We start from the raw sequence: 21,364 nt of genomic DNA, 5'->3' as shown, positions 1-21,364 counted from the left end.
CACGATGACATCTATCGGGATCTACACCGCGACCGAGAACGAGCTCGGCTCGATCGGCGAGGCCGCAGACCGCCTCGAGGGCGTCGACCTTGTCGTCAGGTCCGAGTCGGACCTGGACGACGAGACGTCGATCGAGGCGTTCGTCGACGAACTAACCGAAGCGACGGCGGCGGTCTTCTGGCTCCACGGGGCCGAAGACAGCATGCCGGGATACGACTACGCGACGGCCGAACTTGAGGACGCGGGCGTTCCGCTCGTCGTGAAAGCGACCGGCGACGCCTACGCGTTTGAGGATACGACCGTCAGCGATTCACACCGGGAACTCGCCTACGAGTACCTCGAGAAGGGCGGGACAATAAACGTCGAGAACCTGTGTCGATACCTCGTCTCTGAGTACGGAGATACTGCCGATAACGACGGCCTCAACGCCGAATACGCCGACCCCACCGCGCTCCCGACCGAGGGCGTCTACCACCCCGACCATCCGGGGATCGAGTACGAGGAACTCCTCGAGACGTTCGACCCGGATCGGCCGACGGTAGCCGTCTGGTTCTACGAATCGCACTGGACCCACGAGAACACGCGCTACGTCGACGCGCAGGTCCGAGCCCTCGAGGAACAGGGTGCGAATGCGCTCCCGATATTCTGTAACCCGGCGACCGATACGGAAGAACAGGAAGACGCGGAGTGGGTAACTGATAGCTGGCTCATCGATGAGCAGGGAGCACCGATCGTCGACGCGGTCCTCTCCTCGTTTATGTTCTCGCTCTCGATGGACGAGCGGGGACGGAGTGCCGACGACGAAGGGAGTTCCGCGGAAGACGTCTTCCTCGATCGCCTCGGTGTACCGGTCCTTCAGACGATCACGACGATGCGCTCGCGCTCGAGGTACGAATCGAACGATACGGGCGTGATGGGCTTCGAACTCGCCCTTTCGGTCGCGCTGCCCGAGTTCGACGGCAACGTCATCACCCACCCGATTTCGGGCAAGGAGCGAACCGACGACGAGGCCGGGATTGGGAGCGCGCCAAAACACCACTACCCGATCGAGGACCGAGTCGACCACGCGACGAGGCTCGCGGTCAACTGGGCCGAGCTTCGCCACACGCCAAACGAGGAGAAGAAGGTCGCCGTCGTCCTGCACAACTACCCGCCGAGCGACGACGGGATCGGGACCGCGTTCGGCCTGGACTCGCCCGAAAGCACAGTCAATTTGCTCGAGGAACTCGACACCCGGAATTACGATCTCGGTGGCAAGATGCCCGAAGACGGCCAGACGCTCGTCGAGAAGCTGACCGCACAGCTCACCCTCGAGGATCGCTGGGTCGCGCCGGAGGATGTCCGAGACCTCTCTGTTGATGTGGTCTCGAGCGACCAGTACGCTGACTGGTTCGCGGACGCGGACGAGCGGTTTCGAGAAAACGTCCTCGAGGAGTGGGGCGAAGTACCGGATCGGCCCTTCGCGATTCCGGGGGTCGAGTTCGGCAACGTGCTCGTCACCGTCCAGCCCCCGCGCGGGTTCGGGATGGATCCCTCGAAAGTGTACCACGATTCTGACCTCCAGCCACCACACGACTACTACGCGTTCTACGGCTGGATGCGCGACACCTACGACGCCGATGCGGTCGTCCACCTCGGCACCCACGGGAGCCTTGAGTGGCTCCCCGGCAAGACCGTCGGCCTCGACGGCGAGAGCGCGCCGGATCAGCTGATCGACGACCTGCCGAACGTTTACCCCTACATCGTGAACAACCCTGGCGAAGGAACGCAGGCCAAGCGTCGATCCTACGCCGCGATCGTCGACTACCTGACGCCGGTCATGCGGAACGCGGGAACCTACGACGAACTGTCGGAACTCGAGGAACTCGCGAACCAGTATCGCGAAGCCGGGATGGAAGACGCCCGCGCGGACGACGGCGAGCACCTCGAGACCCTGATTCGGGAGACAGTCGAGGAGCTAGATCTCGCGGTCGAGTTGGGGATTGGGGGAACCATCGATAAGAAGGTCGACGTTCGCGGCCCCGAGGAATCGGGAACGACGCTCGCGGAAGGCGATGTCGACGGCGAGGACCTCGAGATCGACGACCTCGTCGAACGGATCCACGAGTACCTCACGGACGTCAAAACGACCCAGATTCGGCTGGGTCTGCACACGATGTCCGAACCGCCGGAGGGGGAACGCCTCGTCGAGTATCTAGTCGCGCTCACGCGACTCGAGAACCCGGGTGCGCCGAGCCTTCGCGAGAGCGTCGCTGGCGTGCTGGGAATCGATTACCAGACGATGCTCGACTCGCCGGGAGTCTACGACGACGATCTCGGGATGACCTACGCCGAGGCGTCTGATCGCGTCTTCGAGACCAGCCTCGAGTTGCTCGAGACGCTCGCCGAACACGAGTTCGACGTGCCCGAATCCGAGGTGGACGGTGGGCCTGACGACGAGGTCAACATGAATCTGCTCGTTGTCGATCTTGAGACGATCGGCGATGCACGAGCGAAATCCGGCGCGCACGACGACCTTCGGAAGGCACTGGCGTACATCTGCGAGGAAGCCCAACCTCGCGTCCAGGGGGCCGAAGACGAGATCCCGCGGACAGCGGATGCCCTCAACGGAGAGTACGTTCCGCCGGGCGGGTCGGGCGCGCCGACACGCGGCGGCGTCGACCTGCTTCCGACGGCGCGGAACTTCTACACGCTCGATCCACGCAAGGTGCCGGCGAAGGCCGCCTGGCAGGTCGGAAGCGAAGTCGCAGAGGGCGTGCTCGAGCGCCACCACTCGGAAAACGACGAATACCCCGAAGAAATCGGCGTCGTCGCCTGGGGGACGCCGACCGTTCGCACCCGCGGCGAGACGATTGCGCAAGTGCTGGCGATGATGGGCGTCGAGCCACAGTGGACCGACGCGGGCCGGATCGACGACGTGGAGCCGATCCCGCTAGAGGAACTCGACCGGCCCAGAATCGACGTGACGACGCGCGTCTCGGGGCTCTTCCGAGACGCCTTCCCCGCCGCGGCGGGCGTCATCCACGACGCCGTCGACGCGGTCGTCGACCTCGAGGAGCCACCGGAGATGAACTACGTCAAGAAACACGTCGAGGAGGAGCAAGCCGAACTCGAGGACGAAGACGGACTCGACGCGAAAGACGCGCGAAAAGCCGCGAAACACCGCGTCTTCACGACCAAACCCGGCGGCTACGGTGCCGGAACGAACAAGGCGGTCGACGAGGGCAACTGGGACGACCGAAGCGATCTCGCGAGCGTCTACGTCCAGTGGGGCGGCTACGCGATGGGATCGAGAGGGAAGGTCAGCGACGCCCACGATTCGTTCGAACGCCGGCTCTCGAGCGTCGACGCGACGGTCAAACTCGAGGACACGATGGAACAGGACGAGTTCGACTCCTCGGACTGGTACGCCTTCCACGGCGGGTTCATCTCCGCCGTCAGCGAGATTTCGGGCGAGGAGCCGGCGTCCTACGTCGGCGACTCCTCCGATCCGGACAACGTCTCAGTCTACACGAACGAGGAGAAGGTCCGCAAGTCGATGCGGGCCCGCGTGTTGAACCCTGACTGGCTCGAGTCGATGGAAGAACACGGCTACAAAGGCGCGGGCGATCTTTCGACGACAGTCGACGTGACCCTCGGCTGGGACGCCACGACGGGCGTCGTCTCGGATACGCTCTGGGAGGAGGTAGCCGAGAAGTTCGCCTTCGACGAGGATCGCCAGGAGTGGATGCGCGACGTGAACCCGTGGGCGCTCGAGTCCATCTCGGACACCCTCCTCGAGGCGATCGAGCGCGACCTGTGGGACGCCGACGAGGAGACCGTCGATCGACTGCGGGACATCAACCTGACCGTCGAGGGCGACCTCGAGGCGCGCACGACCAACGAGGCCGTCGGGGTGACGAACGATGACTGAGCAGACTGAGCAGGCGGGAGCGGGTTCGAAGGACGGAGAACCGGAGTTCGAACGAGAGTACGCCGACCTCGGCGCGACGACCCAGAACGCGATGGACATCGCCGAGACGAGCATGGACATCGTCCGGCAGTTCGTCCCGGACGAGACACTGGCCGATCGGATCCGCCAGAAGTCAGTCCACTCGATGGGCGACATCGAGTTCCAGCACCTGATCGAATTTACGGGGAGTGACGAACTCGGCGACGACGAGGACGCGCCGATTCGGGCGGGCGCTCGAGCGGTGCTCGCGGAGACGACGATCGTCACCGACATCACGATGTCCAAAGCCGGCATTACGGGCCGGGGCCACAACTGCGAGAAGCGCAAGGCGATCGGCAACGGTGCCGAGTTGGCGAAGGAGACCGGAATGACCCGAACCGCCGCCTCGGTGCTCGAACTCGATAAGGAAGGCGTCTACGACGACGCGATCGCGGTCGTCGGAAACGCGCCGACCGCCGCGTTCGCCCTCGCGGACTGTATCGAAAACGGGACTCGTCCAGCCGCGATCGTCGCGACGCCCGTCGGCTTCGTCAAGGCCGAGGAGAGCCGACAGCGCATCCGCGAGATCAGCGAGGCCTACGACGTTCCGGCGATCACCAACGTCGGTCGCCGCGGCGGAAGCGGGCTCGCGGCCGCGTTGACGAACGAACTGATCCACGTCGCGAAGGACGTGCGGGCTGAAGGGCTCGAGTTGGAACTGACGGCCGACGAGCGAACGGCTCAGGACGCTGACGAGGACCGATGAGCGACGAGTACGACCTCGAGGCGGGGCCGGATCCGGCGACGTTCGCTGCGGCGAGTTCGGAACCCGTCATCGACGAAGACGCGGACGAACCCGTCTACGCCGTCGGCGTCGGCCCCGGGAACCCGGAGTACCTCACGCCTCGAGGACGCCGGGCGGTTCGGGAGGCAGACGTCGTCGTCGGCTTTACGACCGTCGTGGAGTTCGTCGAGGAGTTCACCGACGCCGACCTGCTGACCTGTGGCTACAAGGATGAGGCTGACGCTCTCGAGGAGTTCGGTCGGCGCGTCGCAGCCGGCGAGTCCGGAACTGCCGTCGCGATGGGCGATCCGAACCACTCGGGCTACCAGTTCGTCGGAAAAGTGCAGGACGCCGTGGAATGCGAGGCAGAGCGCAGAGATATCGACCCAACACCGGTCAGCGTTATTCCCGGCATCTCTTCGCTACAGATGGCCGCGAGCCGGGCCCGAACGCCGATGGAGGATACCGAGTTCGTCACGTTGCACAAAAGCGGCGACCTCGAGGCCGACATGGCTCGGTTGGCGAGTGCTGTGACGGTGGACGGCCGGCACGTGCTGGTGCTTCCCCGGCCATACGACCGAATGCCCGGCGACCTCGCGCAGTTCCTGCTCGAGGAGGGAGCTGACCCGGATCTCGAGGCGCTGGTACTCGAGAAGTTGACCCACGACGAGGAGGAGATCCACCGGTTCACGCTCGGCGAGCTATCGGAACACGCCGGCGGGAGCGGCGAGGCGGATACACCGTTTTCGGATCTGGTCGTGTTGGCGGTGAGACAGCCCGTATCGTAGCCTGACTCGAGTCACGTTCGGACGGGCCCGACTCGCCGTTTCGTCTCCGACCGGGCGCTACACACTGGTCCAGTAAACGACAATGAGCGGTTCGTACCGCACCGCCTGCGCCATACCATGCTCGTGCGAGGAAAACCCCACGACGGCATGGGGCAGAATGAGCTACTCGGACATGTCGCCGACCATGATGTACTTCTCGTAATTTGGCTCCTGTCCCCAGAGCTCAGACTCCTTCAGAGGTTCGTACTCGACGTTTTCGAGACCCTGTTCTCTGAGAAACGTCGCCAGCTCTTCGGGCGGCCGACCGTCGTACAGCGGCAGGTCGTCGTGGATTTCTTCGTACCCCTCGAACACCTCCGAAAAGTCCCAGTGGCCCTCGATCAAGACGAGACGACCACCGGGCTGGACAACGCGACGCCATTCGTCGATTGCGTTTTCGGGGGTCGGCAGCGTCCAGATGAGGTGGCGCGCCGTTACTAGGTCGTAGGCGTCGTCGCACTGCGCCAAGTTCTCCGCGTCTCCGCGCTGGAACTCGGCGGACAGTTCCGACTGCTCGACCTTCGTTCGCGCCTGCTCGAGCATTTCCGGTGCGAAGTCGACGCCCGTGACATCGTGACCGAGTTCCGCCAGCAGCAGCGAGATCACGCCGGTTCCACAGCCGACATCGAGGACCTGCTTCGGTGGCTCGCCCGTCCACGGACGTAGCACCGACAGCCACGCCTCCCGTTGCTCGTCGCTGTGAATGCCGTGTTGGCTGTCGTCGTCGAACGAATCGGCGCGGCCGTCCCAGTACTGTTGGACAGTCGCCTTGATTTCCTCGCCCGTCTGATCGTGTCGCGTCATGATGCCGTCTTCGGACGAAGACGATAAGCAGTTTCGTGAGGTGGTAATATATAAGAGTGTTAATTTGCTATAAATAATTAATTCATAGTGAATATTTACTAGGTGCGAGATCAACGTCCGCCCGGAACCGCCGCTTCCCTTCCGGTGGCGGTGACTTGTTCGCCTTGCACGTGTTCGCGGAGGACCAACGAAACGGTTCTCGACTGTCTTACAGGCCAATTCGGTGATATAGCACGTTCGTCAGAAACCTGTAGCCTATCGATCCAACTCCTGAATCCGCAGCCATGGACCGACCCACAGCGAACTGTCACGTTAGCCGCCGCCTGTGAGTTCGATATGTTGATTATTGGTGGTGACACCTCAGGATCGTCAGCCTGCAAGTTTCCCGTTCGGGCGGACTTCGAGACGCGAACGCGGTGTGAACTATCTCTCTCGCTCTCTCGAAGAGAACGGTGTCGCGGCGCGGGGTTTCCCGCCTTGTGGAGATACCTGTATCTGCGGAGCGAGTCGTGAATTGAGGACTTCAAAGAGCAAACGAGACTGCATCGTACGGATAGGACAATCCGGTAGTAAATTCACCCTCATAGTTGATATTAAGACACTTAATATATATCATAGTATTTGTTACTATGTCCCATATTGTTAATAACAGATGACTCAATACACTCGACGACGGCTTCTCGCAGCCGGGCTCGGTACAGCTGCGATTGGATCCATCGCAGGCTGTTCGTCCGACACTGCGCAATCGTCGACCATTCGGATTGGAGGAACATACATTCCGGAATCCATCGATCCGGTCGATCACGGCGGTGGACCGCTAGGGCAAATTGGCGTCTATGAATCACTGTGTCGTGTCTCCCCTGAACTAGAAATCCAGCCACAGCTAGCCACTGACTGGACAGTAACTGACGACAACCGAACCTGGACGTTCGACATTCGAGATGACGTGCAGTTCCATGATGGGACAGATCTAACCGGCAAATCAGTCGAACACTCTCTGTCCAGAGCGTTTGCTGAATCGAGTCTTTTGTCTCCGCTACCCGTTGAAGAAGTCGCCACAACGGATAGGCACGAAGTAAAAATCACGACGACCACCCCATTCTCACCGCTCCCGTCGTATTTATCACATCCATACGCCTCAATAATTAGTTCGGATTCAACGACTGATTCGGGGGAGTTCGAGGAACCGATCGGAACCGGACCGTACGTCTTCGATTCCTGGCAGATGAACGAGAGGATCGTCGCAACGAAGAATTCCGACTACTACGAATCGTTGCCCCAAATCAATCGGGTTGTTTACGAGGGAATCCAAGACAGCCAAACGAGCGTATTCAGTCTTGAAGCGAACGAACTCGACATTTCATACAACCTTTCAGCGTCGGCCCTGGAAGACTTATCGGAAAACGATGACGTGGAACTCAGCATAACGTCGACCACTGATAATCGTTTTTTGGCATATAACGTTCGGAGGCCACCGTTCGACGATGTCCGGGTCAGGAAGGCAGTCAACCACGCGATCGATATGCAAACAATCGTTGAGACAGTTCTTAGCGATCTGGGAAGTACTGCTGTAGGACCGTTCGATCCATCAGTGAGCGATTGGGCGAATACGTCCCTCGAGCCGTACGAATACGATCCTGAACGAGCGAGAACCCTGTTGGAAGATGCCGGTTGGGAGGCTACCCCAGAGGAGGGCACCCCCCGTCAACGCGATGGGACTCCCTTCGAGATCGTGCTCCGAACCTACACCCGGCAACCCGAATTGGAACTCATTTCGGAGGTAATTCAGGATCAACTCAGTGAAGTGGGGATCGATGTCGAGATACTCGTGACCGAGGTAGCCGCGATCCAGGAAGACATGGAGGCAGGTGAGTTCGATGTAGGTCTGTGGTCGTACAACTTCTTTTGGGTAGCAGACCCGGATCGTGCCATGACGTTTTACCACTCGACAGATTCACAGATACATACGGGTTACGACAACCCGGAGGCTGACGAACTGATTGAGCGAGGGCGACGTGTGACAGACGTTGAGGAACGAAAAGAGATATACGACGAACTGCAAACGATCGTACACGATGATACCCCTCTGGGAATGCTAACATACAAAGAAACTGTTTCGGGAACTCGAAACCGAGTGAAGAATTTCGATGTCCATCCGACAATGTATACCCACGGACTTCGGAACCTCCGGCTCCAGTAAACGAGAGTGAGATCACCAAGGGGAGTCTAATACGATACTCACTCTCTGAGCTCGTCTATCCGCGTCAACAGCCCTCCTCAGCGGTAGATCCACGGATCGACTTGGTATCGGTGCGGAATTCTCCGATTTACTTGCATTATCTGATTCGTGTTCCGGCGACGGCGCATCACTCGTCCTGTCTGTGTTCGCGCAACACCGCCGACACCGTCTTCGAGACCTCCTCGAGCGCGACGTCGTTCGTCTTTCTGAGTTCGCCGTCTCGGGCCTCGCTGATGTGCTGGAGCGCTTCTCGAAGGTGATATTCGGTTTCGTCTTCTGGTTCCTCGGTCATCGTGATCAGAACAGTCGTAACCGATGGATTCCCTTACGTTCGTCGGTAGTGTGAACCGCTCACACGCGCGCGTCTCGAACCGCCGCCGACCGTTCGGCGAACGTCGCGTCGTCGAGCACCGTCGTTGCTGTTCGTGGCCGAACGGCGTTCCGACTCGAGAGCGGCGCTCGACACGATTTACACCTTGCAACCTCGATGATTGTGCGAGGGGCACTTCATCAGCTGTCGATTTCAGTTTCCCTGCTTGAATTCCGTTTCGTCAGTCGATGTCCATCCGAATTCGAGCCATGCGACGCCGGTGGCGAACAGCACCATCCCGATCACATCCGCCAACCCACTCCCGTGAGCGACGATGGCGATCGGTGCGCCACCGAGTAAGACGAGGGGGACGAGCGGGGCACCCGAACGGCGTAGTACAACGCCGATAGCGACGACTGCGAGAAGGATTCCGATGGTCCCGAGTAGGGCCAGTACCCCGACCACCCCGTTTATCGGCTCCGTAAAAATCACCTGAAGGACGGCTTCGACGCCCTCCTGCTGTTCGGTGGAGAGGTTCTGTGCCTCACGGAGGAGGATTCCAGTTGCGATGCCAGCGATCGATTCGAACGCGATATAACAGACGAGGTATCCCGCGATTCCGATCCGTCCGATGGTCGCAGTGGTGCCCCGATAACCGGCCAGAAGTACGTAGAGGACGACTCCGAGCAGGCCAAAGAGAGGCAAGAGGAGGATGTGGATATAGAACCACGTGTCAGCAACCGGTTCGAGATTGGAGTACACCTCTTCGCCAGCGGCCGGATGAAACCACAACACCGCTGCGAGTGCGAGCGGGGTGCCCAGAAGGAGTAGCCACCGACCGACGAGTTTTAGAGAAGCAGTCGATCCAGCGTCTTTTAGCGAACTCACAGGTTGTTTATCTGTCATGTGTGCGAATATTCAATGCCTAATATAAAATGTTTCGGGTATTTATCCAAGTCCCTCGTAAACGTCGGATCCACGGTGGAGTCAAGCGAGAGACTCGGTACTGTATCGGGACGATTACTATAACCAAGTGAACTACCCCACCCTACTCACTCGCCGCTACCGCGGCTCGTTCCTTGAAGACGGGGACTTAGCCTGTAGAAGAGGGTGTCATAGAACTCTTCCCACGGTGTTGATTACATTCACTCTTTCAGTGAACTGACCGATAAGTAGGTATGCAAACGTACCTTTTTCTCGTCGGGTTCGCTCGCGTTGCTCGCTCACCACTCCTCCAAAAATCTACGCTAAAAAGCCGCTCGCTCCCGTTGGTCGCTCGCGGGTGCAGTGCTTGCGCTGGACTCCAGCGGTAACGTCTCCGCCTGTACTTACCGTTCGTCGGGTAGTTGAAGATAGGTATGCGAACTGTTCTATGACACCCTCTGTAGAAGTTAAAACGGACAGTCGCCCATTATATCGAACTCGCTGGCGCTATCGGCGGCGTCACCGACGGATTCAAGTTCGGTTGTCCGAACGCAACCACAATGATGAACGGATTCGTCCTCGGCGGCGTCAGTTCCGGCGTCGGGAAAACGGTCGCCACCCTCGCAATCGTTCAGGCCCTCGAGGATGCGGGCCACGAGGTCCAGCCCGCGAAAGCGGGCCCGGACTTCATCGATCCGAGCCACCACGAGGCGATCGCGGGTCGGCCCTCGCGAACGCTCGATCGCTGGCTCTGCGGCGAGGAGGGACTGCTTCGGAACTACCACCGCGGCGAGGGAGATATTTGCGTGGTCGAGGGCGTCATGGGCCTCTACGATGGCGACGGCTCGAGCACCGCCATGGTCGCGGAAGCGCTCGACGTGCCGGTCGTGCTCGTCGTCGACGCAAAGGCGGGTATGGAAAGCGTCGCAGCGACGGCACTCGGCTTTCGCGAGTACGCGGACGCAATCGGTCGAGATATCGAAGTTGCAGGAATCGTCGCCCAGCGTGCCCACGGCGGCCGCCACGAGCAGGGAATTCGGGATGCGCTCCCCGACGACCTCGAGTTCTTCGGGCGGATTCCCCCGAAGCCGGACCTCGAGATTCCGGATCGACACCTCGGCCTCGAGATGGGCGGCGAAGCGGCGCTGCCGAGAGAAGCGCTCCGGGAAGCCGCGGAGACGCTCGAGGCCGAGCGGTTGGCCGATGTTGCGAGCGAACCGCCCGAACCCGAAACTTCCGCCGCCGAGATGGTCGCCGGCGCAGGGAGGTCCGATCCGTCGGTCGACGCCCGAATCGCCGTCGCAGACGACGCGGCCTTCTGTTTCCGGTATCCTGCAACTCTCGAGCGATTTCGCGAACGCGCGGAACTGGTCGCGTTCTCGCCGCTTTCGGGCGACCCGGTTCCCGACTGCGACGGCGTCTATCTCCCCGGCGGCTATCCCGAACTCCACGCGTCGGAACTCGAGTCGGCGGGGACACTCTCCGAACTCGGAAACCTCGCGAGCGAGGGTCTCCCCGTGCTCGGCGAGTGCGGCGGCCTGATGGCGATGAGCGAGTCGCTGACGACCGCCGAGGGCGAGACGAGCGAGATGGCCGGCATCCTTCCTGCGGACGTGACGATGCACGACCGCTATCAGGCGTTGGATCACGTCGAACTCGAGGCCGTCGACGGCACGCTCACGGCGAACGCCGGCGAAACGATCCGAGGTCACGAGTTCCACTACTCGAGCGCCGACGTGGCGGGCGACGCCCGGTTCGCTTTCGAGACGGTTCGCGGGGACGGTATCGACGGCGAGCACGATGGATTGGTCGAATACGAATCGCTCGGCACGTACGTCCACGTCCACCCCGAGAGCGGGGCGTTCGATCGGTTCCTCGAGACTATCGATCCTAGAAATTAAAATTCGTCTAAAGACACAATAAATCAATAAGGGGAAGGACGAACGTCACAGATGTACTTGCCACCACGATATTCTATTTGAAGGTGGAGATTTGGATTGCAGGTGCTCAGGAGTACTTAATACCGCATAATGAGTGACATTCTCACAATCGTCTTCGTTGTCAATAGCGAATCTCTGATATAGATTAGATATAGTCGAATTTTACCTTGAGTACAAATATGGCCTCCTAAATCTGAAAGATGATGGACCACCATAATGTTTATATCCTATGGTAATCAAATACTATTTGATGTCAGTAGATAACAGCAGACAATAAGATTCGAAAGTTAATAGAAGAAGGGTCCTAACTGCAACGATTGGGTCACTCGCATTGATGGGGGTCCCCTCACAGGTCTCTGGCGACGAAGATCACAATTCTTCCGGCGAAATCACCCCAGATGATTTCCAATATGAGGACGAAATAGACGAAGAACCAAAATTCACGATTGAGGATGATGATATTGTAGTCAAGTCCTCGGTTAAATCTTCAACGGATGCAGATCATGAGTATCTTGAACAGAAAATGAATCAGCGAAAGGAACAAGGGCTGATAGAAGTCAAAGAAGTGGAAGACGGAGTTTTTCTCGCACCCACGGAGAAAGCATTAACTCAAGATCAGCCGGTTACTATCTTAAGCAGTGGTGAAAACTCCATTTCATCAGATCAGAGTCCGATTCTTACGCCGTGGAACACACATGAAGTCAAATTAGATGAAGATTTAACGTTTGAGGTTCAGCAACTCCTGCTAATTAATGCAGGTGTGTCCAGTTTTGCAGGTGTGTTGTCGGGTAAGTTTGGCGCGCCTGGATTAGTTGTGAGCGCGCTTGCTGGCGCTATAGCTCTTAAGAGCATTCTGACTGAAAATGAACTTGATCGTCATAGAGAACCCGATGGTGTTGAATTCACATTCTACTTTGCCGACACTTGCATTGATGTGCCTATCATCCCTGACCCATGTATTGCGGGGGGTCCGTTAGAACAAGTTGGATTATCCTATCTAACAGCTCACGCAACAGACATAAGCAGTCAATAGATGAGGTTGTTGAGTAACAAGATATTGCTAGATATAATGTAGAACACATATTGGTTTTGGGATCTCGATCCAAATGTCATTGATAATTATATCGATTCATTCTTTGAAACCCATAATTAGGTATTTCTCTTGATACTAATGATTGAATATACAGTCATAAAGATAGCAACCATAATGAATACGAAATTAACTCTGGTTGCTTGAATGAGGTATGTGGGGAATAACACACCCAGTAGGCATATAGAGTAAATTAACATCATACGATCATAGTCAATATCTGACAACACATAAATAGATAATGAAATGAAGGAGAAGGCAATAATTAGGGAAGTAATTGTGCCTGGTAAATTACCACGATCATATGCTTGATAGCCAAATAGTAAGCTAGCAAACACAAATATGGAAAATATTAATACGAAAACATATTTGACTATTGGCCCATTTAGTGTTTTTAATCGTACTCTGTTATCCATGATCTCAGTTGGTCATCCACATTAACAAACCTTGTTATTCTAGTCACTGGCACGATGATTCCATGTGCTTTACCAATCGGTAGTTTTCTTGATGAGCCATTTTGACAATCATATTTTCCCTACTCCAAACAAAATTGTTTTAGGGGTGGCTTCTGTTCCATCCGGTGATGCCACCCATCGCGCTTCCACACGATGCGAAGGCCGGGCCGACGAAGTCGGAGGTCCGCGCCGTCGTCCATTCGAAACTCGCCCTCGAGGCCGACGACCACTTCGCGGAGGTCGGCTCCTGTACGGGGGCGATCACCATCGAAGCGGCGCAGCACGCTGGGCGAGTGACCGCCCTCGAGCGGAAACCAGAACGCCTCGAGACGACGGAGAAGAACCTCGCCGCGAACGAGGACTCGATCCGAGCGGCGGTCGAGCTTCGGAACGAGGAAGCTCCCGAGGGGCTCCCCGACGACGCCGACGCCCTCTTTCTGGGCGGGAGCCGGAACTTCGAGGCCGTCCTCGATCACGCCGTCGAGACCGAAATCGACCGCGTGATCATGAACGTCTCGCGACTCGAGGTCGCCGGGAAGGCGACAGAGGCCTTCCGAGAGCGGGACTTACTCGAGGAGGTCGTCCAGTTTCAGGTGAGCCACGGCTACGAACTCGCCGGCGCGACGAGTTTCAACTCGGACAACCCGGTCTACATGCTGGTCGGGAGCGCGACTGCGGATGCGGACGACGAGGACGGCGAGAAAGTCGTCGCCGATGGCGGCCGGCCTGCTGGCGACGGTGAGAGTCAGGTTGGAGGGCTCGACCAATGACCCTCTACGGCGTCGGACTCGGACCCGGTGAAGCTGATCTCGTGACGGTGCGCGGAAAGCGCGTGCTCAAGGAGGCCGACGTGGTCTACTCGCCCGGTCGCCTCTCTCGGTCGGTCGCGCTGAACCACGTCGAGGAGTCAAAGATCGGCGATCTGGACTTTCCGATGACCAAAGACGAGGAGAAGCTCCGCTCGGCCTGGAAGGAGGCCGCCGCGGAAGTCGCACCTCGAGCCCGCGACGGTGACGTCGCGTTCGTCACGCTCGGCGATCCGAACGTCTACTCGACGTTCGGCCACCTGCGCCGGACGATCGACGCCTTCCACGACGACGTGGACCTCGAGATCGTTCCCGGCGTGAGCGCGGTGACGGGCTTTGCGACCGCGATGGGAGTCGAAATCGAGGCCGGAGCCGGGCTATCATTGCGGGAGGCCGCGGACGGCCACAGCCCGACCGGTCCGGATCGAATGATCCTGTTCAAGGTCACCGACGCGCCGGCGACCCACGAGGGGCTCGTGGAGGCGGGCTACGACGTGACCTACGGCCGACGGCTGTTCATGGAGCAAGGCGAGACGCTGATCACGGACGACCCCGCGGAAATCGACGAACGGGACTACTATACGCTCGCCTACGCCGTGAAGGACGATCTCGAGATCGAGTCGGCGACGGCGGCGTTCGAGATCAACGGTACTGACGAGATGAAGGGCACGGACGAACCGACGGAGGAGGGCGAAGAATCGGCCTCGAGCGGTGAACCCCTCGCCGACGGCGGGACGACGGAGACGATGGAAAGAGAGCGCGCCGAGGGCTGTGCTCAGGGCGATTGCGGAGGTCACTGAATATGACGGATACAACGGACGAGACGACGACTGTGGCGACGGACGGCGGCGACCCCCAAGAGGCGATCGACGCCCAGGGAGAGCGCCGGCGGGAGGAACTGGACGACCGAATTTTCGACCACAGCGCGGGAGACGACCAGGAGGGCGTCCCCTTCGTCGGAGCCGGACCCGGCAATCCTCGACTGTTGACCGTGGCCGGGAAGGAACTCCTCGAGGAAGCCGACCTCGTCGTCCACGCCGGCTCGCTGGTCAACAGCGAGCTGTTGGACGAGTACTGCGCCCACGCAGAGCTGGTGAACTCCGTGGGGAAGGACCTCGAGGAGCTGATCCCGCTCATGCGAGACTCCTACGAGGACGGCCAGAGAGTGGTGCGACTCCATAGCGGCGATCCTGCGATCTACGGGGCCGCACTCGAGCAGATGGACGCCTTGGAACACGAGGGCGTGCCGACGTACTTCGTTCCCGGCGTTACATCCGCGTTCGCCGCGAGCGCAACGTTGCGGACCCAACTGACGCTTAACGAGGTCTCGAACCACGTCGCGTTCACCCGGCCGCAGGGCAAGACCCTGACCGAGGAGGAAGACCACATTTCGGAGTTCGTCGAGATGGGCGACGTGACGACCTGCATCTATCTGGGGACCCACGCCGTTCGGGACACGATGGATCGCCTGCTCGAGGACGGTCACGATCCCGAGACGCCTGTCGGCGTGATCTACCACGCCTCCTGGCCCGACGAGGACGTGATTATCGGTTCGGTCAGCGATATCGCCGATAAAGTCGAGGAGGCGGGGTATCGAGCCTCCGCGCTGGTCGTTATCGGCGATGCGGTGACGGGAGCGGGCTACGAGCGATCCTTCCTCTACGGCGACTGGGCGAATCGTGGGTCATCTGGCAGTTCGTCCGAGAACACGAGCGAACCGGAGGCGAGCGATGACTAAGGGACGGCGGGCACGGTACCGCAAACACGGAGAAAGCCCCCAGCCCCGTCGACTCGGGGGGCTCGCTGTGCGCCTCGGTCGCTCGCTTTGCTCTCTCCCTGCGGTGCTTGCGTCGCCCGCCTTCGCCGACGGGGCTGGCCCCTTTCAGTCCCACCCCCGCGGTGGACTAGATGGGTCAATTCGGCGTGGAACGGACGGATTTTCGATAAGAGAGGTTCGACAATGAGTTCAGGAACTGAGAACGCAGACGGGACGGACGACTCGAGTACAGATTCGGGCGGTCACTGTTCGACGGCGGATTCGGACGGCGAGGTCGCCGAAGAGATTGCGATCATCTCCTTCGGGCGGAAGATGGAGACCGCCGAGGAGATAGAGGCGGAGATCGGCGACCGCTACGAGAGCATCGACATCATCGAGTACCACGGCGACGTCTTCGAAGAGCATTGGGGCGAGTACGACTGCTTTATCGGCCTGATGGCTTCGGGCATCGCGATGCGGAAGACGGCCCACCTGCTCGACGACAAGTGGGAGGACCCCGCGATTTGCGTCGTCGACGAGGAGCTCACATGGGCCATCCCGATCACGGGTGGCCACCACGGCGCGAACCAAGTCGCACAGGATCTGGCGACGATGGGTGCCGTACCGGCGATGACCACCGCGAGCGAGGCCGCCGGCAAGCAGGGCGTCGAATCCCGCGCGAAGGCGATGGACGCCCACGTGGTCAATGGTGACTCGACGGTGAAGACCAACCTCGCCGTGCTGGACGACAATCTCGGCCCCGTGGCGCGAATCGAGGGGCCGAAGGCCGTCCTCGTCGGCGACGACGTGACGGTACTCAAACGGAACAAGGACGACGGCATCGTGCTCGGCACCGGAAGCGTCTCGGGCGCGAGCAAGGACGCCTTCCTCGCCGCCTGGGAACAGGCGCTCGAGGAAACCGACTACGACTTCGACGACGTCGAGTTCGTCGGCACGGCAACTCGAAAGGAAGACGAAGAAGGACTGCTCGAGGCCGCGGACGAACTCGACCTCGGCGTGGTCGTCTTCGACAAGGAAACCCTGCTCGAACACGAGGGGCCGACGCCCTCGCGCTCGAAGGACCTGATCGGCTGGCCGGGTGTCTCAGAGGCGAGCGCGATCGCTGGCGGGGCTGAGAACGAACTCGTCCTCGAGAAGCTCGGCTACGAAAACGAGGTTACGGTGGCGATCGGCAAATGAGCGGAACCGACGCCGCCGCGGGAGAAGCGGATTCGGGAACCCCCGAGGAGTATGGAACTCTCTACGTTGTCGGCATCGGCCCGGGTCTACCGGATCACATGACCGCGAAGGCGAAGAAGGTGATCGAGTCCGCCGATTGCGTGATCGCCTCCGATCTCTACCAGGCGTTCCTTCGTGACGACGGAACGCTTCCGCCGGAGGAAGCGGTGGACGACGACGGAATCGCGACTCGTGAAGATGGCACCGCAGCGCGAGCCGAAGGCGACCGCGAGGATGGCTTCGAACAGCAGATCGTCCGCTCGACGATGGGCCGCCAGATCGAGCTGGCGAAGGAGGCATTCGATCGCGTTCGAGAAGGCGAGGACGTTGCCCACGTTTCGGGCGGCGACCCCTCGGTCTACGGCAAGTCGGACCTGATCTTCCTGATGGCCGAGGAGGAGGACGCGAACGATATCCCCGTCGAAATCGTTCCGGGACTAACCGCCGCGCTGGGCGGTGCGGCGAACGTTGGCGCGCCGCTGTGTAACGACTTCTGTACGATCTCGCTCTCCGATAAGTGGCGCGGCTGGGACGAAATCGAGGAAAAGCTCCGTGCGGCGGCCATCAGCGACTTCGTGATCGTCCTCTATAACTGCTGGAGAAACTACGAGAAAGCGGTCGATATCGTCCGCGAGGAGCGGACCGACGACGCCTACGTGGCCATCGTCAACGACGCCGGCCGCGAAGACGCCGGCCGGAACGGCGAGGACCACTTCATCACCAGCCTCGACGAGGCGACCGATCACGACGACAAGGTCTCGGGCATGGGAACCTCGCTGATCATCGGTAATCACGAGACCAAAACCTGGGAGAACGACGACCGAACGTACCTCGTCACCCCCCGCGGCGGGCGTGACGTCGACAATTTCTAACACTAACAGCCAATGAGTACTGACACCAACGCGGACGAAACCGAATCGGCATCCAACTGCGGCGCATCGACAACCGAGACCGAAGAGACGTCCTCGAAGTGCGGCGCGAGTTCCGCATCCTCGAGTGAGTCGTCGTCAGCTTCCTCGAGCGACTCCGAATCCGCCTCAAGCTCGAAATGCGGGGCGTCTTCGTCTTCCTCGAGCGACTCATCATCCGACTCCTCGTCATTGGGCTCGAGTTCGAAATGCGGCGCGAGTTCGGGCGCTTCGAGCAAGCAGGAGAAAACGGACGAAAAGGTCGGCTCGACGGTCGAGGACTTCGAGGGCGATCCCGGCCAGCTGATCGCGGTCGGGCTCGGCCCTGGCCATCCGGAGGGGATGACCGAACGAGCGAAGACCGCACTGCTCGAGGCCGAGCACATCGTCGGCTACACGACTTACATCGACCTGATCCCCGACGAGATTACCGAAGAAGCCGACGAACTGTACGACACGCCGATGTGCGGCGAAGTCTCGCGCACGGAGGAGGCGATCGACCGCACGCTCGCGGGCAACGACGTGGCGATCGTCGGCAGCGGCGACCCCAACGTCTACGCGTTGGCGGGACTCGCCCTCGAGATCATCGAGTCCAAGGGCGCGACGGCGTCGATGGTCGACTTCGAGGTCGTCCCCGGCGTTCCGGCGGCCCAATCCTGTGGAGCCCGCCTCGGCGCTCCCCTCGTGAACGACACCGTTTCGATATCGCTGTCGGATCATCTGGTTCCGATGCCCGAAATCGAGTCGCGACTGCACTCGGTCGCGAGCGAGAGCTTCACGATCACGATCTATAACCCGTGGAGTCGCAAGCGCCGGGAGAACTTCCAGAAGTGCTGTGAGATCTTGCTCACCCACCGCGACTCCGACACGCCGGTCGGTATCGTCCACGGCGCGGGCCGGGAGGACGAGCAGGTGATGATCACCGAACTGGGCGAACTCGAGGAGCTCGGCGAGAGCGAGATCATCGACATGACGACGACCATCGTCGTCGGCAACGAGGAAACCTACGTCTGGGACGACCGGATGGTCACGCCTCGCGGCTACGAGACGAAATACGACTACTGACCATGCCGGCCTACGAGATTACCATCGAGAAGGACGCCTGCGACGGCATATTCGCCTGCCTGACCCGCGATCCGCGATTCGTCGAGGGCGAAGACGGGCTGGCGACGATTGATCCCGACGCGGACCCAATCTACGACTGCGAGGGCGAGGTGACCGACACGGACGAGCGCGTCGTCGCGACGTTCGACGACGACCGGATCGACGAGGCCCAGCAGGCCGCCGCGGCCTGCCCAACCGACGCCATCATCGTTCGCGAGGTGGGCGAATGAGCGACGCCGTCTCCGGAGCCGACGGCCAACCGCTCGAGATCGAGGTTCCCGCCGACCCCCTCGCGAGACACCCCGCGTCGGCGTACCTCTGGGGCCATATCGCTGGCAGCGGAGACGTCGGTGACGACACCGTCGAAGTCGTGACCAACGATGAGGCGTCCGCGAACGTTCTCGCGGCCATCGCTGGCGGCGAGATCGAGCACGAAACGAACAGCCGCGAGTACGCCCACGATGCGTCGATCACCAGAACCGAAGACGAGTACACGCTCGAGATCGGCTCGAGCGAGACGGCCTCCGGTGACACTGCTGGGGAGACGGACGACGCCCTCTTCGGACGGCGTTCGACGCTCGGCCTTCCCGTCGACGGGCGCGGAAACTACCGCTTCTCGGCGTTCTCGAGTCACGAGCGGGAACTGCTTCGGGGCGTTCTCGAGGGTTGTGGAACGATCTGTTTCAAATCGAAGAGCGGGACCGTAGGTATCTCGTTCGTTCACGACGACGAGGCGCTTCTCGAGCTGACTCGAGGGCTGATCGAGGACTGCCCGATTGGGGCACCGATGGGCGACCTCTCCGAGACCTCCTCGGGCGGCTACTGGTTCGGCATCGACGACGCCGCCGCTCCCGAGTTCGGCACGTGGCTCTACGAGGACTGCGAGGAGAGCGGTCTCTACGCACCGAGTCGCGAGCGAAAGTTGCGAAAGAGCCTCGAGCAGGCCGAATCGTACGACTGAGGACTGCGATACGCGACAGGGGTTGAGCGACGACTCATCCGGAACGCACCACTATGAGCAAAACCGACGACACCGCGTTCGCCTTCGACGACGAGGCCGTCCTGCTGGTCGGCCACGGTTCGAGGCGCGAGCGCTCGAACGAACAGGTTCGCGAACTGGCGGCCGACCTCGAGTCACGGCTCGGGATCCCCGTCGACGCGGCGTTTCTCGAGTTGGCCGAGCCGGCCATCGACGAGGCCTTCGAGGGGCTCGCGCCCCTCGCAAGCGAGATCACCGTCGTTCATTGCTCGCTGTTCGCAGCAAGTCACGTCAAAAACGACGTGCCGCTGGCGATCGACCAGGCCCGAGCCGCCCACGACATTGCGATCAACAACGGCGCGCACCTGGGGATCCACCCGGCGATCCTCGATCTGCTCGAGGACCGCGCCGGGGCCGTCGAACGCGAGTTGGGTGTCGATCGAGCCGAGGACGACGTCGCAGTCGTCTGCTGTGCGCGGGGCTCGAGCGATCCGGACGCCAACGGCGACGTGCACAAGCTGGCCCGGTTGCTCTACGAAGGTCGAGAGTTCTCGAGGGCCGAAGCCTCGTTCGTCGGCGTAACGGAACCGCGCCTCGAGGAGACCCTCCACGGACTCTCGAAACACCGTCCCGACGCCGTCGTGGTCCTGCCGTACATGCTCGGCGACGGCGTGTTGACCCAGCGCGTGCGCGACTGGACCGACGAGTTCGACGCGGACTACCCCTACGTCGAGGCGGCCGCCGGCGACCCGCTCGGGACCGACTCGAGGCTGCTCGACGTCTTCGCGGACCGCTGGCAGGAAGCCAGATCGGACAGCGTCGAAATGTCCTGTGATACCTGCAAGTACAAAGTCGATCTCGAGGGCTACGAGGAGGACCGGGGCGGCGCTCGAGCGATGTTGCGAGCACTGGCCCACCAAGAGAGTCACGCGGACCGCGAGAACGTCGACGACGATCCGCACAGCCACAATGCGCCGGGAAAACACGTCGCCGTCTGCACGAACCGAACCTGTTCGGAGATGGGATCCTCGGCCGTGCTCGAGCGCCTTCGACAGGAGGCTCGAGACTCCGAGCACTGCGACGCCCGAATCACCAGGTCGTCGTGTCTCGGCCGCTGTGGCGACGGGCCGATGGTCGCCGTCTACCCCGACGGAATCTGGTACGGCGACGTCGACGCGAGCGATGCGGATCGAATCGTTTCCGACCACTTAGACAGGGATCGCATCGTGAGCGATCTCGTCGATCAGACGTTGTAATCTATTCATATC

Annotated in this window: 19 protein-coding genes; 15 read left to right on the top strand and 4 right to left on the bottom strand. The window is 60.6% G+C overall.

The annotated features are described in order from the left end of the window. Window positions 1–4: 4 nt before the first annotated feature. Genes cobN through ACYQ14_RS03680 form a run of 3 tightly spaced genes read left to right on the top strand, consistent with a single transcriptional unit; the run spans window position 5 to window position 5,503 of the window. A complete protein-coding gene (gene cobN, locus ACYQ14_RS03690) occupies window positions 5–3,913 on the top strand; it encodes a cobaltochelatase subunit CobN (protein WP_459884924.1) in 3,909 nt (1,302 codons plus the stop codon). Next, a complete protein-coding gene (locus tag ACYQ14_RS03685) occupies window positions 3,906–4,697 on the top strand; it encodes a precorrin-8X methylmutase (RefSeq protein ID WP_459884922.1) in 792 nt (263 codons plus the stop codon). Before cobN ends, ACYQ14_RS03685 begins: the two co-directional genes overlap by 8 nt. Next, window positions 4,694–5,503, top strand: coding sequence for a cobalt-precorrin-7 (C(5))-methyltransferase (locus ACYQ14_RS03680; protein WP_459884920.1), 810 nt, complete (start codon window positions 4,694–4,696; stop codon window positions 5,501–5,503). Before ACYQ14_RS03685 ends, ACYQ14_RS03680 begins: the two co-directional genes overlap by 4 nt. A gap of 162 nt (window positions 5,504–5,665) precedes the next feature. Here ACYQ14_RS03680 and ACYQ14_RS03675 read toward each other — a convergent pair whose 3' ends face one another. Continuing rightward, window positions 5,666–6,346: a class I SAM-dependent methyltransferase gene (locus tag ACYQ14_RS03675; protein WP_459884918.1), complete on the bottom strand. Its 681-nt coding sequence runs from the start codon at window positions 6,344–6,346 to the stop codon at window positions 5,666–5,668. Window positions 6,347–6,998: 652 nt separating this feature from the next. Between ACYQ14_RS03675 and ACYQ14_RS03670 the strand changes: the two genes are divergently transcribed. After that, complete coding sequence (locus ACYQ14_RS03670; RefSeq protein WP_459884916.1) at window positions 6,999–8,546, top strand: ABC transporter substrate-binding protein; 1,548 nt, start codon at window positions 6,999–7,001, stop codon at window positions 8,544–8,546. Between the two features lie 166 nt (window positions 8,547–8,712). Here the strand turns inward: ACYQ14_RS03670 and ACYQ14_RS03665 are convergent, their stop codons facing one another. Next, window positions 8,713–8,877, bottom strand: a complete 165-nt coding sequence (locus ACYQ14_RS03665) for a hypothetical protein (protein ID WP_459884914.1) — start codon at window positions 8,875–8,877, stop codon at window positions 8,713–8,715. 231 nt (window positions 8,878–9,108) lie between these two features. Beyond that, window positions 9,109–9,801, bottom strand: a complete 693-nt coding sequence (locus ACYQ14_RS03660; protein WP_459884912.1) for a hypothetical protein — start codon at window positions 9,799–9,801, stop codon at window positions 9,109–9,111. Between the two features lie 581 nt (window positions 9,802–10,382). Between ACYQ14_RS03660 and ACYQ14_RS03655 the strand changes: the two genes are divergently transcribed. The 7 genes from ACYQ14_RS03655 (at window position 10,383) to ACYQ14_RS03625 (ending at window position 17,977) form a co-directional block, all read left to right on the top strand. Beyond that, window positions 10,383–11,720 carry a cobyrinic acid a,c-diamide synthase gene (locus ACYQ14_RS03655; protein ID WP_459889967.1) on the top strand — a complete coding sequence of 446 codons (1,338 nt, stop codon included), beginning with the start codon at window positions 10,383–10,385 and terminating at the stop codon, window positions 11,718–11,720. 373 nt (window positions 11,721–12,093) lie between these two features. Further along, window positions 12,094–12,792 carry a hypothetical protein gene (locus ACYQ14_RS03650; protein WP_459884910.1) on the top strand — a complete coding sequence of 233 codons (699 nt, stop codon included), beginning with the start codon at window positions 12,094–12,096 and terminating at the stop codon, window positions 12,790–12,792. Between the two features lie 640 nt (window positions 12,793–13,432). Next, window positions 13,433–14,074 (top strand): precorrin-6Y C5,15-methyltransferase (decarboxylating) subunit CbiT, encoded by a 642-nt coding sequence (gene cbiT, locus ACYQ14_RS03645; protein ID WP_459884908.1) that lies wholly within the window; start codon window positions 13,433–13,435, stop codon window positions 14,072–14,074. Then, entirely contained in the window at window positions 14,071–14,910 is an 840-nt protein-coding gene (locus tag ACYQ14_RS03640; protein WP_459884906.1) for a cobalt-factor II C(20)-methyltransferase, read from the top strand. The genes cbiT and ACYQ14_RS03640 overlap by 4 nt, the downstream gene beginning before the upstream one ends. A gap of 2 nt (window positions 14,911–14,912) precedes the next feature. Next, complete coding sequence (locus ACYQ14_RS03635; RefSeq protein ID WP_459884904.1) at window positions 14,913–15,848, top strand: cobalt-precorrin-4/precorrin-4 C(11)-methyltransferase; 936 nt, start codon at window positions 14,913–14,915, stop codon at window positions 15,846–15,848. A 222-nt stretch (window positions 15,849–16,070) separates the two neighbouring features. Next, window positions 16,071–17,066, top strand: coding sequence for a cobalt-precorrin 5A hydrolase (gene cbiG, locus ACYQ14_RS03630; RefSeq protein WP_459884902.1), 996 nt, complete (start codon window positions 16,071–16,073; stop codon window positions 17,064–17,066). Next, window positions 17,063–17,977 carry a precorrin-3B C(17)-methyltransferase gene (locus ACYQ14_RS03625; protein ID WP_459884900.1) on the top strand — a complete coding sequence of 305 codons (915 nt, stop codon included), beginning with the start codon at window positions 17,063–17,065 and terminating at the stop codon, window positions 17,975–17,977. The genes cbiG and ACYQ14_RS03625 overlap by 4 nt, the downstream gene beginning before the upstream one ends. Window positions 17,978–17,979: 2 nt before the next feature. Here ACYQ14_RS03625 and ACYQ14_RS03620 read toward each other — a convergent pair whose 3' ends face one another. Next, entirely contained in the window at window positions 17,980–18,252 is a 273-nt protein-coding gene (locus ACYQ14_RS03620; RefSeq protein WP_459884898.1) for a hypothetical protein, read from the bottom strand. Between ACYQ14_RS03620 and cobJ the strand changes: the two genes are divergently transcribed. The 4 genes from cobJ to ACYQ14_RS03600 are packed head-to-tail and all read left to right on the top strand — an operon-like array spanning window position 18,206 to window position 21,352. Continuing rightward, window positions 18,206–19,078, top strand: coding sequence for a precorrin-3B C(17)-methyltransferase (cobJ, locus tag ACYQ14_RS03615; RefSeq protein ID WP_459884896.1), 873 nt, complete (start codon window positions 18,206–18,208; stop codon window positions 19,076–19,078). The two genes, ACYQ14_RS03620 and cobJ, sit on opposite strands and share 47 nt — an antisense overlap. Window positions 19,079–19,080: 2 nt before the next feature. Further along, entirely contained in the window at window positions 19,081–19,347 is a 267-nt protein-coding gene (locus tag ACYQ14_RS03610; protein ID WP_283834077.1) for a ferredoxin, read from the top strand. Further along, complete coding sequence (locus ACYQ14_RS03605; protein WP_459884894.1) at window positions 19,344–20,078, top strand: cobalamin biosynthesis protein; 735 nt, start codon at window positions 19,344–19,346, stop codon at window positions 20,076–20,078. The genes ACYQ14_RS03610 and ACYQ14_RS03605 overlap by 4 nt, the downstream gene beginning before the upstream one ends. Before the next feature lie 53 nt (window positions 20,079–20,131). After that, window positions 20,132–21,352, top strand: coding sequence for a CbiX/SirB N-terminal domain-containing protein (locus ACYQ14_RS03600; protein WP_459884892.1), 1,221 nt, complete (start codon window positions 20,132–20,134; stop codon window positions 21,350–21,352). The last annotated feature ends 12 nt before the right edge of the window (window positions 21,353–21,364 follow it).

The organism is Halostagnicola bangensis, assembly GCF_054653435.1.
The sequence above is the reverse complement of the archived record's forward strand: the minus strand, read 5'-3'. Positions and strand labels throughout refer to the sequence as shown.

What these genes read in the sequence shown, in the direction of transcription:
- cobN (WP_459884924.1), top strand. Translation starts at nt 5, where the DNA reads ATGACATCTATCGGGATCTACACCGCGACCGAGAACGAGCTCGGCTCG.
- ACYQ14_RS03685 (WP_459884922.1), top strand. Translation starts at nt 3,906, where the DNA reads ATGACTGAGCAGACTGAGCAGGCGGGAGCGGGTTCGAAGGACGGAGAA.
- ACYQ14_RS03680 (WP_459884920.1), top strand. Translation starts at nt 4,694, where the DNA reads ATGAGCGACGAGTACGACCTCGAGGCGGGGCCGGATCCGGCGACGTTC.
- ACYQ14_RS03675 (WP_459884918.1), bottom strand. Translation starts at nt 6,346, where the DNA reads ATGACGCGACACGATCAGACGGGCGAGGAAATCAAGGCGACTGTCCAA.
- ACYQ14_RS03670 (WP_459884916.1), top strand. Translation starts at nt 6,999, where the DNA reads ATGACTCAATACACTCGACGACGGCTTCTCGCAGCCGGGCTCGGTACA.
- ACYQ14_RS03665 (WP_459884914.1), bottom strand. Translation starts at nt 8,877, where the DNA reads ATGACCGAGGAACCAGAAGACGAAACCGAATATCACCTTCGAGAAGCG.
- ACYQ14_RS03660 (WP_459884912.1), bottom strand. Translation starts at nt 9,801, where the DNA reads ATGACAGATAAACAACCTGTGAGTTCGCTAAAAGACGCTGGATCGACT.
- ACYQ14_RS03655 (WP_459889967.1), top strand. Translation starts at nt 10,383, where the DNA reads ATGAACGGATTCGTCCTCGGCGGCGTCAGTTCCGGCGTCGGGAAAACG.
- ACYQ14_RS03650 (WP_459884910.1), top strand. Translation starts at nt 12,094, where the DNA reads ATGGGGGTCCCCTCACAGGTCTCTGGCGACGAAGATCACAATTCTTCC.
- cbiT (WP_459884908.1), top strand. Translation starts at nt 13,433, where the DNA reads ATGCCACCCATCGCGCTTCCACACGATGCGAAGGCCGGGCCGACGAAG.
- ACYQ14_RS03640 (WP_459884906.1), top strand. Translation starts at nt 14,071, where the DNA reads ATGACCCTCTACGGCGTCGGACTCGGACCCGGTGAAGCTGATCTCGTG.
- ACYQ14_RS03635 (WP_459884904.1), top strand. Translation starts at nt 14,913, where the DNA reads ATGACGGATACAACGGACGAGACGACGACTGTGGCGACGGACGGCGGC.
- cbiG (WP_459884902.1), top strand. Translation starts at nt 16,071, where the DNA reads ATGAGTTCAGGAACTGAGAACGCAGACGGGACGGACGACTCGAGTACA.
- ACYQ14_RS03625 (WP_459884900.1), top strand. Translation starts at nt 17,063, where the DNA reads ATGAGCGGAACCGACGCCGCCGCGGGAGAAGCGGATTCGGGAACCCCC.
- ACYQ14_RS03610 (WP_283834077.1), top strand. Translation starts at nt 19,081, where the DNA reads ATGCCGGCCTACGAGATTACCATCGAGAAGGACGCCTGCGACGGCATA.
- ACYQ14_RS03605 (WP_459884894.1), top strand. Translation starts at nt 19,344, where the DNA reads ATGAGCGACGCCGTCTCCGGAGCCGACGGCCAACCGCTCGAGATCGAG.
- ACYQ14_RS03600 (WP_459884892.1), top strand. Translation starts at nt 20,132, where the DNA reads ATGAGCAAAACCGACGACACCGCGTTCGCCTTCGACGACGAGGCCGTC.